Annotated in this window: 10 protein-coding genes and 1 pseudogene; 4 read left to right on the plus strand and 7 right to left on the minus strand. The window is 70.9% G+C overall.

The window, feature by feature from the left end; genetic code table 11:
• Positions 1-529: 529 nt before the first annotated feature.
• Positions 530-2,032 (minus strand): SulP family inorganic anion transporter, encoded by a 1,503-nt coding sequence (locus tag AF1_RS03635; protein ID WP_067793558.1) that lies wholly within the window; start codon positions 2,030-2,032, stop codon positions 530-532.
• 462 nt (positions 2,033-2,494) lie between these two features.
• Between AF1_RS03635 and AF1_RS03640 the strand changes: the two genes are divergently transcribed.
• Complete coding sequence (locus AF1_RS03640; RefSeq protein WP_067793559.1) at positions 2,495-3,097, plus strand: carbonic anhydrase; 603 nt, start codon at positions 2,495-2,497, stop codon at positions 3,095-3,097.
• A gap of 90 nt (positions 3,098-3,187) precedes the next feature.
• On the opposite strand, the gene AF1_RS03645 is transcribed toward AF1_RS03640, so the two are convergent.
• The gene (locus AF1_RS03645; protein WP_207393967.1) at positions 3,188-4,630 is read right to left on the minus strand and encodes a sensor histidine kinase; all 1,443 of its coding nucleotides are present in this window, start codon (positions 4,628-4,630) and stop codon (positions 3,188-3,190) included.
• 770 nt (positions 4,631-5,400) lie between these two features.
• Here AF1_RS03645 and AF1_RS36905 point away from each other — a divergent pair.
• A complete protein-coding gene (locus AF1_RS36905) occupies positions 5,401-5,682 on the plus strand; it encodes an ATP-binding cassette domain-containing protein (protein ID WP_306303151.1) in 282 nt (93 codons plus the stop codon).
• Positions 5,683-5,838: 156 nt separating this feature from the next.
• Here AF1_RS36905 and AF1_RS03655 read toward each other — a convergent pair whose 3' ends face one another.
• Entirely contained in the window at positions 5,839-6,351 is a 513-nt protein-coding gene (locus tag AF1_RS03655; RefSeq protein WP_131732428.1) for a hypothetical protein, read from the minus strand.
• A 451-nt stretch (positions 6,352-6,802) separates the two neighbouring features.
• Here AF1_RS03655 and AF1_RS33000 point away from each other — a divergent pair, with 451 nt between their 5' ends.
• Positions 6,803-7,063, plus strand: a complete 261-nt coding sequence (locus tag AF1_RS33000) for a helix-turn-helix transcriptional regulator (protein ID WP_084262415.1) — start codon at positions 6,803-6,805, stop codon at positions 7,061-7,063.
• A gap of 49 nt (positions 7,064-7,112) precedes the next feature.
• Positions 7,113-7,427: pseudogene (locus AF1_RS36975) on the plus strand (DUF5753 domain-containing protein); the annotation flags it as partial.
• Positions 7,428-7,733: 306 nt separating this feature from the next.
• Here the strand turns inward: AF1_RS36975 and AF1_RS03665 are convergent.
• The 4 genes from AF1_RS03665 to AF1_RS03680 all read right to left on the minus strand — a co-directional run bounded on the left by AF1_RS03665 (position 7,734) and on the right by AF1_RS03680 (position 16,213).
• Positions 7,734-9,074: a DUF4913 domain-containing protein gene (locus tag AF1_RS03665; RefSeq protein ID WP_067793563.1), complete on the minus strand. Its 1,341-nt coding sequence runs from the start codon at positions 9,072-9,074 to the stop codon at positions 7,734-7,736.
• Between the two features lie 245 nt (positions 9,075-9,319).
• On the minus strand, positions 9,320-10,021 hold the full coding sequence (locus AF1_RS03670; RefSeq protein WP_067793564.1) for an MOSC domain-containing protein: 702 nt from the start codon (positions 10,019-10,021) through the stop codon (positions 9,320-9,322).
• Positions 10,021-10,623, minus strand: coding sequence for a helix-turn-helix domain-containing protein (locus tag AF1_RS03675; protein WP_067793565.1), 603 nt, complete (start codon positions 10,621-10,623; stop codon positions 10,021-10,023). The genes AF1_RS03670 and AF1_RS03675 overlap by 1 nt, the downstream gene beginning before the upstream one ends.
• A gap of 121 nt (positions 10,624-10,744) precedes the next feature.
• A complete protein-coding gene (locus tag AF1_RS03680) occupies positions 10,745-16,213 on the minus strand; it encodes an ATP-binding protein (RefSeq protein ID WP_067793566.1) in 5,469 nt (1,822 codons plus the stop codon).
• Positions 16,214-16,226: the final 13 nt, after the last annotated feature.

Raw genomic sequence — 16,226 nt, forward strand, 5'->3', positions numbered from 1 at the left:
GGGCAGGGGGCCGTGCGCCAGAGCGGCCCCCTGCCGGTCAGGGGGAGGGGGGCGGGTGGGGCGAGTCCGGGCCTTCCCAGCCCTGATGGGTGATCGCGAAGACCTGGGCGGTGTTCGCCGTGACGCGCAGCTGGCGGGGGAGGCGGGCCCGGTCGAGGACGATGCCGCAAGCGGCATCTGCGGCTTGGCCGCGTGGCCGAGGCGGGCATGGAGCGGGCCGGGCGGTGGCGTTCGCGGCCGAGGTCACCGGGTTGGACATGGCCGGTGCTACAGATCAGTACGGCCGCGGCCGGCTCCCTGAACGGTTCGCTCAGGGAGCCGGTCATGGCTGCGACCTTTCATCGTGGTCGTGGGGGGACCGTCTGCGGCACCCCGGCAGCCGGTCCGCCGGTGGTGAAGGGCAGCGGTCTGGCGTCGGCCCGCCACGTGCGCGATCCGGTCGGCCGGTGAGGCCGGTGCCGGTGTCCGGCGGCCGGTGCGGGGGCGGCGGGGCGCCGCCCCCGCGGCCTGGCCGGACGTGATGGGGGTGTCATCCGGAGGCGGCGCGCTGGGGGACCCGGGCCGCCATCGGTGATTCCGGTTCGGGCTGATCCTCGGGCAGCAGCACTTCGACATGCTCGACGCCGTTCTTGCGCTGCTGGTCGGCCCACTGCTCCACCTGGTTGCGGCAGGTGTGGTCGAGATGGGACACCCCGGCCAGGTCGATGTAGGTGCGGGGATGCCCTTCGAGCGAGGCGAGGGCGTCGGCCAGGTGCGGCAGCCGCATGAACGTCCCGTTACCGCGCATCACCAGCCAGGCGGCGCCGTCGCCGTCGATGGTCTTGTGCAGGCTGATCCGCGACAGCCGCAGGGCGGCGAGGATGACCGCGACGGCCAGGCCGGCCATCACGCCTTCGAGGAGGTTGGTGAAGAAGATGACGACCGTGGTGATGATCATCACGGCGCCCTCGCCGCGGTCGGTCTGCCACATCTTCGCGAACGCCTTCGGGTTGAACAGCTTCCAGCCGACGTGCCCCAGGATGCCCGCGAGCACGCCGAGCGGGATCAGGCCGAGCAGGCCGGGGAGCAGCAGCACGAACCCCAGCAGCCATACGCCGTGCAGGATGCGCGACAGCTTGGTCCGGGCGCCGGCGACCACGTTGGTCGTGCTGCGGGCGATCACGGCGGTCAGGGGCAGCGCGCCGAGCAGTCCCGCGATGGTGTTGCCGACCCCCTGGGCGATCATCTCGGCGTTGAAACGCGTGCGCGGCCCGTTGTGCATCCGGTCCACGGCGGACGCGCTGAACAGGCTCTCCGCGGAGGCGATCACGGTGAAGGTGATCACCAGGGTGATCATCTCGGGGTGGGCGAGGCCCGTGAAGTCGGAGAGTCCGGGCAGCTGCATCGAGGCGAACACGTTGTGGACCACCACCCGGTGCACCTCGACGCCGGGAATCGCCGCGATCAGCGACCCCAGGATGACCGCCGCGAGCGGGGCCGGGAACTTGCTGACCGGCTTGGGGACCCGGTGCCACTGGCTGCACAGGGCGATCGTGCCGAGGCCCAGTGCCAGCGCCGTGAGCTGGGACGGGTTGCTGAGGACGTCGGAGGCCAGCCCGGGGAGGCTGGTGAAGTTCGCCAGCGGGGATCCGTGCTGCTTGGAGTCGGCCATCGCGTAGGTCTGGCTGAGCAGCAGCGGCAGGCCGATGCCGGCGAGCATGCCCAGCACGACCGAGAGCGAGATGGCCTGGAACAGCCGGCCGGCCTTGCAGACTCCGAGGATGATCTGCAGCACCCCGGCGGCGAGCACGATGGGGCCGATGGCCCCCACACCGTGCTTGGTGACCGTCTCCAGAACCAGCGTGGCCAGACCCGCGGCCGGCCCGCTGACCTGGAGGGAACTGCCCGGCAGGAACCCGACGATCAGGCCGCCGACGATGCCGGTGATGATGCCGAGCGCCGGTGGGACGCCGGACGCGGCGGCGATGCCGATGCACAGCGGCAGGGCCACCAGGAAGACGACGATGGAGGCGGCGAAGTCCGTGCCCAGCACCGACGCTCTGCTCGGCTTGTCCGAATCAGCCCCCGGAGTATTTCGATTCCCGGCTCTGGGGTGGGCGTGGCGCCCGGCGCTCTGCGGGGAGGTCGACATGCATGCTCCTTTTCCTTGTTGCTTCACGTGGTGGCCGATTCACCGTTCCTGCACCTTGGGTGCGGAAGATGAACCGGCGGTGAATCCGGGATGAGAGCGTCTTCATCTGGAATGTGCGAAGCCCGGGAAAATGGGTGCTAGCTGCGCCGACCACGGTCCGTACAGTTTCGGTGACCTCAACATGGGGTCTCACAATCTGAAATGCATGGAGTCATTTTTTTGCTGAGGTCATGGTGAGAGCGGGTTTTCGATGGCGGCCCCGTTCGAGATGAGCGAATCCTCATCCATGGCTCATCACAGGCTTATCTCGCCCGGCCACGTTCTGGAGGTGGCAAACGACTACCTACGAGTCGGGACAGAGGTATGAAAGAGATCTATGAAGGGGCCCGGGCGTTCCGTCACCGGATCGGCGGGAACCGGGAGCACTACGCCAAACTGGCGTCCGGCCAGTCCCCCAAGGCGTTGTTCATCGCCTGCTCGGACTCGCGGGTGGTCCCCGCGCACATCACCGGCGTGGGGCCGGGTGAGCTGTTCGAGCTGCGGACCGCCGGCAACATCGTGCCGCCCTACCGCCCCCGCGTCCCCACCGGGGAGGCCGCCACCATCGAGTACGCGGTCCAGGTGCTCAAGGTCGGCAACATCGTGGTCTGCGGCCACTCCCACTGCGGAGCGGTGGGCGCGCTCGTCCGCGGCGACGACCTGTCCGGGCTACCCGAGGTCGCCGGCTGGCTGGAGCAGGCCAAGCCGGGCCTGAACGGCGTGCTGGGCACGAGCCCCAGCGATCCGGCGCTGCCCGAGTCGGTGCAGCGGAACGTGATCGCCCAGGTGAAGACGCTGTACGCCTACCCGCACGTCCGGCTCGCGATTGAGGACGGACGGCTGCGGATCCACGGCTGGTACTACGAGGTGGACAGCGGGACGGTGTGGGGGCTGGACGCCACCGGCACCACCTTCCACCGCCTGTGAGGCGGTCTCTTTGACCGCCGTGGTCCCGGGTCGACCAACCCCCCCGCTATCGGTCCCCGGGACCACGGCATCGCCCGTCCTCGGTGGGCCTCACCGCCGCCGACGGCGGCGCGCACGTCGATGTTCGCTTTTTCGAGCCGGAGCCACCCATGGGATGTCCAGGACGAAGAGCGCCCCGCCCCCCTCGGCTGCATCCGCCCGGACGGTGCCTGAATGGGCGGTGGCTATTTCCCGGACGATGGCCAGACCAAGGCCCGTGCCATTGTGGTTTGACGAGTCGCCGCGGGCCCCGGCCTGGGTGAAACGTTCAAAGATGCGTTCCCGGTCCGCCGGTTCCACTCCCGGCCCCTCGTCCTGGACCCACAGCAGTACCCGGCCGTCCCGCGTGGCGGAGCCGATCTCCACCCGGTCGCCGTCGCGGGTGTGCTGCACCGCGTTGAACGCCAACTGCATCAGGGCCTGGGTGAGCCGCTGCCCGTCCGCGATGATGTCCCCCTCGGCGACCGAGGCCAGCCGCCATTTCCGCGAGCCGAGCGCATGCGCCTTGGCGAGGGCCTCGACGGTGAGGTCGGTGAGGTTCACCACCTCGGGGGTCAGGAAGTCCGGACGCTCCGCCTGGGCCAGCATCAGCAGGTCGCCGACGATGCGTCCCATCCGGTCCAGCTCGTCCAGAACCAGTTCTTGCACCGCGGCACGCTCACGGGGGTCCTCGCCCATCAGCTCGATATGCCCGCGGATCACCGTGATCGGTGTGCGCAGCTCATGCCCGGCATCGTTCATGAACTGGCGCTGCACGGTGAACGCCTGTTCCAGCCTGTCGAGCATGTGGTTGAACGTGCGCGCCAGCGCCGCGACATCGTCTCTTCCGCTGATCTCCAGCCGCCGGGTCAGATCCGATGACTCCCCGATCCGCTCGGCCGTCCTGCGGACCAGCCGGATCGGTGCCAGCACCTGGCCCGCCACGCTCCAGCTGATGGCCCCCGCCACTCCCAGCGCACCGAAACCGGTGAGCGCCAAGACCCGCGTCGCCTGCAGGACTTCGTCGTGCCGGCCGTTCCAGAAGGAGATGAGCACCAGCCGGGCGTCATGCGGATCGCCGCTGATCTGCACCGGTATCACCGCGTACCGGACGCGTCCGGCGGGCGAGTCGAGCCAGCCGAGCTGCGTGCCCCGGACCGCGGCGAACCGCGCCACCACCGCCTTGTCCCTGTCCAGTCTCGGGGACGGCGCGTGGAGGCTTCGCCGGTCCACCCGCCCGTCCACGATGCTGAAGAACGTCATGCTCCGGCTCGGCAGATGAGCGGCCAGGAACGCGGCGATCAGGCCCGCGCCCGTGGCGTAGCGCCGGCCCGTCACCGGGTCGCGGGTGGTGACCGCGAAACGGCGGAACTCATCGGCCTCCTGGCGCAGCTCGGCCACCACCCGGGCGTCGAGCTGGCCGCTCAGGATCACCGCGCTGCCCACGATGGACACCACCAGAGAGGCCCCGACCAGCAGCAGCATCCATCCGACGATCCGGACGCGCGCGCTCACCGGCCACCTGAGTACCCGCTCAGCCGTTATGGATGACATCGCCACCGCCCCTGACCAGCAGCGTCCGGCTCGGAGACGGTGGACAGGAAGGGGGCGGTATCGGCCGTCTCCACTGGCTCAGGGCCGGTGTCGTCGAATGCCGCGACGGCCGGTTCGCCGGTGGGGAGCACTGCGGCTCCGGCGAAGCGGACGCCTCCCGCAGCGGTATGCGGCGGTCCGGCGGGGCAACGTTGGGGCCGCCCATGTCACCTGACAGCACGACGACCGAGCCGAACGGCGATGGCGGGGCCGGCCGTTTGTCCAGGAAACCCGTGGTCCCCGCGAGCGGCACATGAAGGAGGATCGCGGTGATCACCAAACCGCGCTTACGAGACCTCATTCGGCCAGTTTTGCAGCAAAAGACACCGAACCGGTGAGAATTAGATGAAAATGCCTTCATCTTCGCAAGGTGAGCCTTGCCGAACTCCGCTTGGCGGAAGATGAATTATTTTCTTCGGCTGACTACAGATGATGAATGCGTAAGGATGCCTGTCATTGACCTGCCGATAGAGTGGCAGGGGTCGACGGGGCTATGCCGGCGGTGGGGGGATATCCCGATGGTGGTGGGCTGCCCGGGGCCGGGTTGTCTCCGCATGAGGCGGCGCTGAAATGACCGCTTCCGGCCAGTCCGGTACCGGGACGGTGCCGCATGACCGCGATCAGGACGGCGGCCGGTCGCGTTGGGCGTGCCAGCGGTCGATGAGGGCGGGGAACTCGCGGAACATGAACCCGTGGAAGTCGCGCATCTCGGTGAGGCGCCGGGCGGCGGGGGTGTCCTCGCCCGCGGCTTCGAGCATGGTCTGGACCATCGCGCGCTGGACGGGCTGTCCCTCGACGTCCACGCGGGGGAGGTGTTCGGCTTCCTCGGCCTCGACCCGGGAGGGAGGATCGGCAAACTGTCCAAGGGGAACCGGCAGAAGGTCGGCCTGGTCCAGGCGTTCATGCACGAGCCGGAACTGCTCATCCTGGACGAGCCGACCTCCGCGTCGGCGCCCGCCGGCGGGCGCGCGTGACCTTCGCCGCCCCGGCGGCGTCCGCTCCGTGCTGGTTTCGTGGACGGTCGTCCGCCGGTGAAGGGGCGCGGGCACAAGAAGGCCGGGGCCTGGGCAGATGGAAGCCGCGCGGCGGGGAGGCACGGGGGAGCCTCCCCGCCGCGCGGCGGCTTCGGGTCATCGGCGTGTCCGGGCCTTGAGGATCGTCCGGATGAGGGCGTCCGGGGTCTCGGCGCTGACGATCCTCCATTGGGGTTCGTCGGGGACGATCGCCCACCATGCGCAGGTGAGGGGACCCCACCAGCAGATGACACCCGCGAACCGCTGTTGCACCTCGGCGATCGTCGGCGCGTGGGACGGGTCCGGTTCGGCCGGGGGAGTGGGGGAGGGGACCCCGCCCGCTCGCGTCTGGTGTGACCGGGCGGCGCGTACGGCGGTCACGTACCGGATGAGGATCCGAGTGATCTGCTCGGCCGCGCTGGTCGGCCTGGTATGCGGCGCGAGGTACTCGCCCGTGCTCGACCTGTAACACCAGATGTCGGGTGTCAGTCCGGGCACGAGCGTGATGCTCTCGCCGAACTGCGGGACGTCCGGGGCGAACACGCGGAGGAGCGGGTGCGGCCCGTCGTATCGGGGGACGGGCTTCCAGCCTTTGCGGGCGACTTCCTCCGCAAGTCGGTCGAGATGCACCGTAATGGAGGAAAAGGGAACGGCCGGGGGCATCCAGAGCTTGGCCTCGATCAATCCCATTACTGACGCCCCCGCTCAGTGGAGGTCGATGTCCTCTTGACGGATGCGCGATTGAGTTCGACGGTGAGCGCCTCGCGAAGCTCTTCTGCGGTGTTGCGTATGACGGTCGGATCCACACCGGCCTTTGGGTCGTGCAGAGTGGCGACCCAATCGCCGAGCTTTCCGTCGTAGCGTGTTGCGCGCCAGATGCGGTGCCCTTGGAACTCCTCACGGAGTCGGGCCAACGCCTGGTCAGCGGGGTGGTCTGGCGTGTCCATGATCGATTGAACTTTCGGTGCGATTTCTCTCCGTTACCACCCCCAAGCTTGCTGTGATCGGGTTATCGTCTGGAAGAGCAAGACGCACAGCGAAAGAAACTCCCCCGCGTGCGGTTGGAAAACCGTGCTGCTTTATGATCTTGGAGGATTTCATGCCCCGTCGCCCCCGCGACCCCGGCGTTCCCTCCTCGCCGACCGAGTACTACGGTACCGAGCTACGTGCATATCGGGAAAACGCCGGTATGTCCCGTCCACAGCTCGCCAAGAGGATCGGCTACAGCCCTCAGTGGATCGGCCAGATCGAGGCGGGCAAATACGCACCTTCCGAGGAATTCGCCCGGGACTGCGACGGCTTCTTCAAGACGAACGGGACGTTCCTCCGCATCTGGGAGTGATCCAGGAGCTCGGCAAGCTCCAGGTCCTGCCCCCGGCTTTCGGCCCTATGCCGAGGCTGAGCACGAGGCGTCCTCGGTGAAGGCATTCGCTCCCTTGCTCATCCCCGGGTTGTTGCAGACGCCCGAGTACGCCCGAACGGTTCTGGAGGTGGGGCAACGGGCTGAGAAGTTCGAGGAACTGCTTACAGTCCGCATGGAGCGCCAGGCGCTGTTGACCCGAGCGGACGCGCCGTGGCTCCTCTTCGTGTTGAGTGACCACGTACTCCGGCGACAGGTGGGCAGCTCTGAGGTGATGCGTGGGCAACTTGAGCGGCTCCTGAGCTTGGCGAGCGAACCGCACATTTCGTGTGTCCGCTCTCGGTGACGCGCCCCTCGCCACCGTCCCGAAGCGAAGCTCCACCGCACTCGCGTCCGGAGGGGGAGGGGCCAGGGCCGCCGCCAACGCCGGACCGGCCAGCCTGCGACTGCCGGGGATCGTGCTGGGAGTCGGCCTTGGCGGCTTCGTCGACGGGATCATGAGGCCGGGCAATACGACGGACACCGGCCTCCACGGCTGCGAGGCGCTCGTGGCCGATGGGCGTCTCGAACCGCGCCCCCTGCCGGGCAGGGAACAGCACCGCCTTCCGCCCGTGACGCCAGGGCTGCCCGCGGAAATCCGCTGCCGGGCGGCTCAGGAGATGTCGATGAGGGTGAGGAGGGAGAGTTCCTGCCGCTCCAACTCCCACAGTGCGCGTCCCGATGCCCTGAGACGACCCGCCTGGCGTTCGACCATGGCCTCGTAGACCTGCCGTGCGGCGCGTCCGTTGCCGAAGGAGGCGTCGCGGTTCTCCAGCTCGAAGTAGGAGAACAGCCCGCTCTTGGCCTCCGGGGTGAGGAAGTAGCCGTCGCGGGCGGCGTGCAGGCCGACGATCTCCACCAGTTCCGCCGAGGTGTAGTCCTCGAACGCGATGGTGCGCGTGAACCGCGAGCGCAGCCCCGGATTGGACGAGAGGAAGTCCTGCATCTCCGTCTCGTAGCCGGCGACGATGACCACGACGTCGTCGCGGTGGTCCTCCATGAGCTTGACCAGGACATCGATCGCCTCGCGGCCGAAGTCGCGGCCGGAGTCGGAGCGGGCCAGGGCGTACGCCTCGTCGATGAACAGGACGCCGCCCCGCGCGCTGTCGAACTTCTCTCTTGTCTTCCTGGAGGTCTCACCGATGTACTGGCCCACCAGATCGGGACGCGCGACCTCGACGATATGGCCTTTGCTGACGACCTTGAGCGCCGCCAGGATGCGGCCGTACAGCCGCGCGACGGTGGTCTTGCCGGTCCCCGGGGGGCCGGTGAACACCAGGTGGTGCCCGGGGTTGGGCACGCGCAGGCCGAGGCGGGACCGCTGCAAACCGACCTCGATGGCATCGACGATGGTGCTGACCTGACCCTTGACCCCCGCGAGGCCGATCATCTGCTCAAGTTCCCGCAGGAGCGTTCCCACGTCCTCGCGGCTCCCCGGCTCGCGGGCCCCCGGCAGGTCGTCCCGGCCGTCCGACCACGGCGGCAGAGGTTTGCGGCGCGGACGATCCGGGTCGCTGAAGGCGGTGCTCGCCCAGAGGCCGTCGGGCGCGAGCCGATAGGGCAGCGGGGCCTGCTGATCGTGGTACTCGGGGCTGCACGTCGCGAACGGGCCGTCGGAGGACAGCAGGACGTCCATGTGGGGGGTGGCGTGGTGGGTCAGCCAGGTGGACATCCCCAGAGCCCCCTCATGCCGGTAGTGCTCCCAGGTCTCCCACAGCGCGGTGATCCTCAAGATCGCCTCGGCGTGCTTCCACCACTGCGCGCACCACCGGAACTTGTCCCCGACCCTTCGCCGGTACATGGGGGCCAGGAACTCGACGAAGAACTCTTCCGGATCGTGGAAGTGGGGCTCGCAGGCCGCCGCTGCGGACTGCTCGTCGGTGTCGGGCGCAGAATCCGCCTGTTCGGGCGGAGAGGCGGTGTGACCTGCCGGGCCGTGGTCGTCGATGGGCAACTGACCTCCGAATCGACGCAAGTTCGGGGAGCGCCAAAGATGATAACCAGGTTGAAAGCGCAGGGTCCGGCGAGTCGTGGTTTTGGTGGCCGCCGGCGGGCTTCGGCAGGCGGAGGGTTTCCGGGCGACTCCGCGGTAGCCGGCGACCTCGGAGGGTTCACCGGTGGCGCGGGTGAGGGCCGGGCGGCTGCCCGCGCGGGGGCGTTCAGCAGGCGCATGACGATCCGGTGAACCTTTTCGGCAGGTCAGGAGGGTGGGCCCGCCGGGCCGAAGCGGCGGCGGGTGGGGTCCTCGATCGTGCCGCCCAGCCGGTTCTCGAAGGTGCGGCGCCAGTTGTGGCCGAGTTCGGGCACGAGGAGCGCCCGGATGGCCGGCAGGTCGCGTTTGTCGTGGTGCATGAGGCGGTTGGCCTCGGCGAGGGTGGCCGACGGGTGGAGGCGGTCGATCAGGTCGATCCGGTCTCCCGCGCGGACCCGGCCCTCCTGGAGGACCCGCGTGTAGAAACCGGTCCGCCCGCAGCGTTCGAACCACAGCGGCAGTTCCCCGGCGCCGTACCGGGCGGCGAGGCGGTAGCAGGGGTTGCGCGGAAGGCTGACCTGGAGCACGGCGCCGCCGGCGCGGAGCACGTCGCCGATGCAGACCTCGTGCTCGTCCAGCCCCGAGGTGGTGAGGTTCTCGCCGAAGGCCGGCCGGTCGAGACGGCGGCCGAGCAGCCGCTCGTAGTGGCGGTAGTGCTCGGAAGGGAAGACGCAGACCGCCTTGTCCGGTCCTCCGTGCTTGACGCGGTCGCCCTGCTCGTCGCCCGCCAGACCGAGCGCGGTGACCATGACCGGCGCGTCGATGGGCTTCTTGGCGAACGCGCTGCGGATGGTGCGGCCCCGGTACGGGAGGTCCCCGGCGGTACCGGCACTGACGGTCAGGACCCGGGCACCGGATCGAGCCTCCATCACGTCCTCCGTAGGTAGGAGTCGAACAGCGGCGCGGCCACCGGGGCCGCGACCAGCAGCAACTCGGTGTCCGCGGCGCCGGCGGCGGCCAGCCGGTGCGGGATCTGCGCATCGAACTGCGCCGCGTCACCGGGATCGAGTACCTCGTTCCCGCCGCCGAGGGACAGCGACAGCCGTCCCGACAGGACGTACAGCCACTCCTGGCCCGCGTGCTCGTACATCTGGTCCGGCTTGTGTCCGGCCGGGACGGTCACCCGCATGGCCTCCAGCCCGCCGCCGGCCGCGGGCGGGGTGAGCGGCCGGAACCGCAGCCCGTTGCCGTGTTCCTCCCGGACCCGGGTGCCGCGCACGACGAAGCCGCCGCCCGCCTCGTCCCGGCCCACCAGTTCCGACACGGCGACGCCGAACGCCCGTGCCAGGCTCATCAACGCCGCGAGGGAGGGCTGCCGCTCACCGCTCTCCAGGCGTCCCAGGTACGCCTTGGAAAGGCCGGTCGCGTCCGACAGGCGTTCCAGCGTCCACCCGTGCCGCCTGCGCAGCCGCCGGATCCGCCCGGGGATCTCGGCTATTTCCTGAGCGACCGGGTCGCGTGGGTCCGACATGCCTCCACGGTAACCCGGCGTCGCCTTGCAGGCGAAATATTTCGCCTGCAAGGCGACGCCGGGTTCGTGGACGGCGACTTCAGCCCGGCCATGGCCGCCTCGGGGCCGAAGGTCTCGATCGTCAGCCCAGGCGGGCCTCGATGGCCTCGATGATCCGCGGGCGCAGTTCCGCGGCGGGGATGACGGCGTCCACGGAGCCGACCTCGACCGCGCGCCGGATGTCGTGCACGCGGTCGAACTCCGCGGCGACCTCGCCGAGCTTCTCCGCGCGGACCGAGGCGCGAAGCTCGTCGAGTTCCGCGGTCAGCGCGGCGCGGCCGGGACCGGTGGCGGCCGCGACCCGGGCCTCCAGGTCCCGGACGCGGGGGTCGGCCGCGGTGCGGGCGTTGACCTCGCCGGAGAACACCACCGCCGCGGCGGGCGCGCCGCCGAGCACCGAGGCGAACGAGCCCTCCAGCGCGAGGACGGTCATGTTCGGGTTCAGCGCCTTGGAGAACACCACGAACGCGCCGCCGTGGTACCGGGAGATCACACAGAACACGATGGGACCGCGGAAGTTCACGATCGCGCGGCCGATCTCGGCGCCGTACTCCAGTTGCAGTTTCCGCAGCGACTCCGGCGAGCCGTCGAAGCCCGACAGGTTCGCCAGCACCACCAGCGGCCGGTTCCCGCTGGCCGCGTTGATCGCCCGCGCGGCCTTCTTCGACGACTGCGGGAACAGCGTGCCCGCGGTGTAGGCGTCCGGGCCGTCGGTGGGCGGGAAACCGCGCCGCGGCACCGCACGCGACTCGATGCCGAGCAGGCACACCGGCATGCCGCCGAGATGCACGTCCTGCACCACCGCGGTCTCCGCGTCGGCCATGCCCGCCCAGCGTTCCAGGACCGGATGGTCCTGGTCGGAGAGCGCCCGCATCACGGCCCGGATGTCGAACGGCTTCTTGCGGTCCGGGTTGGCCGCGGCGGAGAAGATCTCGCCGACGGTGGTGAAGTCGCTGCCCTCCACGGTGTGCGGGAAGTCGGAGACGTCGCGGTCGACGGGGTCGGTCGTCGTCGCGCGGCGCGGCGCCTGCTCGCCGGGCGCGACGTAGGTGTGGTCGTAGTACGACATCAGCACGTCCCGCGCGGCGACCAGGTTCGGCGCCCAGTACTGCGCCTGCCCGTTCGGGCCCATCACCCGGTCGTAGCCGCCGATGCCGAAGTTGTCCTCGGCCGACACACCGCCGGAGAAGTCGAGCGACTGCTTGCCGGTGAGCACCATCGCCGAGTCCGGCGTCATCACGAGGACGCCCTTGGTGTGCATGAGCATCGTCGCCTCGGCGTTCCAGTACGGCTGCGCGCCGACGTTGATGCCCGCGACCACGACGTTGATCTCGCCGCCGTCCTGCGTGAACTCGACGATCCGCTTGAGCGCCGCCGCCACCCAGTCCATGTTCTCGGTGCCCGACTCCATGGAGATCCGGGCGCCGGCGGACAGCGCGTACCACTCCAGCGGCACCCGCATCCGCTCGGCCAGGTCCAGCGCGGCGATCACCCGGCGGCACTCCGGCTCCGACAGCGCGCCGAGCGACTTCGTCGGGTCGCCGAGCAGGACGACCCGAGTGACGCCCCGCGGGTGGCGCGGGGTCGGCGTGGTGACGACACCCGCGACGATCGCCGCGCTGTTGCGGCCCTTCGGCCGGTCGACCGGCACCAGCGCGTGGTCGTCATCGAGGTCGTACTCGGCGAAGTCGCCGAGCACCTCGGTCAGCTCGTACGGGTACACCGTGTTGCGGCTGCTCGCGCGCAGCACCTTCTGCCGGTAGCCGTCGACCGGCTCGATCGGTTCGGCGGACGGCTCCCCGACGGTCAGGCTGGTGCCGCCGGTGGCGTCGAACGAGATGCGCACGGTGACCTTGGTCAGCTCGCCGGTCTTCCGGTCGCGCCGCCGCGCGATGAACTCGATCTCCTCCAGCCCGGCGCCCGCGGTCGTCGGCAGCATCCGCTCGACCAGCATCTCCAGCTCCGCGCGGGTGAGGTCGCTCGGCGGCCAGACGTAGATCACGATCCGGTTGGTGTTGAAGCGCTTCTTCGACGGCCGCCGCGACTGCGCGCGGCGGATCGAGTCGAGGCAGGTGGCGATGGTGTACTCGGCCGTCGGGAGCGTGCGCAGCCTGCCGTCGTGGTCGCGCAGCCCGGCCAGGTCGCGCACCTGCGCGAACGCGACGAGGCGGTCGTCGGACGGGTTGTCGCGCGCCACGCACTGGAAGAGGTAGACCTCCTCGTCCGACGACGGCAGCCGGGTGAGGTCGAACTTGCCGAGCCGCTCCATCCGCATCCGCTGTGCGATGTAGGGGTGCAGGCCGCGGATCAGCCGCTCCTCGGTCATCCCGGTGGCGGACGGGCGGAACGTGAAGTGGTGGTGCATCACCGCGCCGCTGCTGCCCGCGACGGTGGTGGTGAGCCGGCGGACCCGGTCCGGCAGCGGGTGGGCGTTGACGACCTCGTGCAGCGCGGCCGCCATCGCGTCGAAGTCCTCCGGCTGCCCCTCCCAGGAGAGGTAGATGTCGGCGTCGACGGCGCCGCCGTCGCCGTCGCCCGCCTGCTCCGCGAGCCCGCGCAGCGCCCCGCCGAGCGCCTCGAAGCTCACCGCGGCGGAGACCAGGCACGAGCCCTCGCGTTCGGCGACGACGAACGTGCAGCCCCCGATCCGCCTGGTGTGGACGCCGGTCAGCCCCTTGTTGCCGTAGTACCGCCGGGTCAGCACCTCCAGCATGACCGCGTTGTCGGGGTTGCCGCGGGAGAGCCGCTGGCCGAGCAGCCGCACCAGCGGTTCGGTGCTGCGCACCATCTCGGCGACGCGCTCGGCGCGGTCCGGCGCGTCCGGGCGGGCGTCCAGGTGGCGCAGGTGCCGGCGGATGTCGGCGTAGACGCGGGCGCGGTTGCGGCGCAGCAGCGGCTGGGCGAACCAGGCGAACACCACACCGCACGCGAGGTCGTAGACGACGGGGAAGCGGACCTGGGTCGCGGCGATCAGCCGCTCCAGCGCGAGACCGGCGGGCTCGCGCAGCGCCTCGACCGGCGGCGGCTCACTCAGCCAGGCGCGCAGCAGCGTCGCGATGACCGCGGCGTCGGTGGACGCGCGCTGCTGGGCGAGGAAGATCCGGAACACCGCGGCTTCGAGTTCGGGGGAGCGCTCCAGTTCGGGGACGCCGTAGTGGCCGAGCGCCTTGGCGAGCCTGGCCTGGAACGCCTCCGGCAGCCCGGCCCGCTCGACGTCCAGGCTCTGCAGGTAGGTGTGGAAGTACTCGCGGGGGCTGTGCAGGTGGCCCTCACCGCCGCCGCCGTCGCCGCCCGCCGGCCGGTTGCGGCTCAGCTCGGCGAGGTCGGCGAACACGTCGATGAGCGCGAGCTCCTCGGCCAGCGGCCGATGGCCGTCCCCGGCGGCCGCCCGGCGCGCGGCGAGGTAGTCGTCGAGCACCCGGCGCTCGTCGTGCGGGTCGACGTCGAAGCCCAGCAGCAGGCTGCGCAGGTCCTCCCGGCCGCGTGCGGCGCGCCTGCGCGCCGGGACCGTCCCGGGCGCGGCGGGCAGGTCCAGCTCGACCTCCCCGGCGGACGCGGTGTCCTCGGCGGTGTCGTCGGCGAGCGGCTCCAGCCGCAGCAGCGGGGCGCCGGTCTCCACCTGGCTGCCCACGGACACCACGCATTCTTTCAGCCGCGCCTTGAACGGTGCCCGCAGCACCGTCTCCATCTTCATGCTCTCCAGCACCAGCACCGGCGCGCCCGCCTCGACCTCGGCGCCCGCCTCCAGCGGCGTGGCGACGACCAGCGCGGGCGCCGGGGAGCGGACGACGCCGCCCTCGTCGCGGCTGACCCGGTGCGTCACGCCGTCCACCTCGACCAGGTGGACCGGCCCGTGCGTGCCGGTGAGCAGCCGGTACCGGGCGCCGTTGACGACGATCTGCCCGGTGTGCCGGTCGAAGCGGTCGAGTTCGACGTCGGCGGTGCGGACCAGGCCGCCCGCCTCGATGCCGACGCGGAACCGGTGCGCGCCGACCCGCGCGACGCGCACCCGGTAGCCGGCGCCGCGCAGCTTGAGGTCGAGCGGCCGGCCGCTCTCGTGCCGCACCTGCGGGCGTCCGCCGGAGGCCGTCGCCAGCAGCCGCTGCCGCGCGGCGCGCTCGTCCTCCTCGTACGCCTCGATGGCGGCGGCGGCCAGCGCGACGGCGGAATGCCGGTGGGTGACGAGCCCGCCCTCGGCGCGGACGCGGTCGATCCAGCCGGTGTCCGCGCTGCCGTCGATGACCTCCGGCCGGTCGAGCAGGTCCAGGACGAAGCTCTTGTTCGTCGCGCCGCCCTCGATGATCACGGTGGTCTGCGCCATCGCGCGGCGCAGCCTGCCGAGCGCCTCGTCCCGGTCGCGGCCGTAGGCGATGATCTTCGCGATCATCGAGTCGAAGTCGGCGGGGATGGTGTCGCCCTCCCGGACGCCGGTGTCCACCCGGATGCCGGGACCTGCGGGCAGGTCCAGCCGCGCGATGCGGCCGGGGGCGGGCGCGAAGTCGCGGTCGGGGTCCTCGGCGTTCAGCCGGGCCTCGACGGCGTGCCCGCGCTCCGCCGGCGGCCCGCCTTCGAGCCGCCCGCCGGACGCCACGTGCAACTGCGCCCGGACCAGGTCGAAGCCGGTGGTGGCCTCGGTGATCGGGTGCTCGACCTGCAGGCGGGTGTTGACCTCCAGGAACGCGAACAGCTCGTCGCCGGGGTGGTAGAGGAACTCGACCGTGGCCGCGCCGCGGTAGCCGACCGCGACGGCCAGCCGTTCGGCGGACGCCTTCAGCTCGGCCGCCTGCTCGGGCCCGAGCACCGGCGACGCCGACTCCTCGATGATCTTCTGGTTGCGCCGCTGCACCGAGCAGTCGCGGACGCCGAGGGCCCACGCCGTTCCCTGGCCGTCCGCGATCACCTGGACCTCGACGTGCCGGGCCCCGGTGACCAGGCGCTCCAGGAACACGACTCCGCTGCCGAAGGCCCGCGCGGCCTCCTGGCTGGTGCGCTCGTAGGCGTCGGCGAGTTCGGCCTCGCTCCTGATCACGCGGATGCCGCGTCCGCCGCCGCCCGCGGTCGCCTTCAGCATCAGCGGGTAGCCGATCTCGGACGCCGCCGCCACGGCCTCTTGCAGGGTCTCGACCGCGCCCCGGCTCCACGGCGCGACCGGCACGCCGACCTCCTCGGCGATCAGCTTCGCGCCGATCTTGTCGCCGAGCTTGCGCATGGCCTCCGCGCTCGGCCCGACGAAGGTGACACCGACCTTCTCGCACAGCTCCGCGAACGCCGGGTCCTCCGCGACGAAGCCCCAGCCGACCCACGCGGCGTCCGCGCCGGTCTCCACCAGCGCGCGCTCCAGCACCTCCAGGTCGAGGTACGGGCGCGCGGACGCGGGACCGAGATCGTAGGCCAGGTCCGCCTCGCGGACGAAGGTGGCGGTGCGGTCGACGTCGGTGTGCAGGGCGACCGTCTCGATCCTCGTCCCGGTCTCCGCTGCGATGTCCCGTACGGCGTGGATGAGTCGCATGGCGGCCTCACCCCGGTTGACGATGGCGACACGACTGAACACCGACCGAGCCCTC

This window comes from Actinomadura formosensis NBRC 14204, from assembly GCF_001552155.1.
GTDB lineage: Bacteria > Actinomycetota > Actinomycetes > Streptosporangiales > Streptosporangiaceae > Spirillospora > Spirillospora formosensis.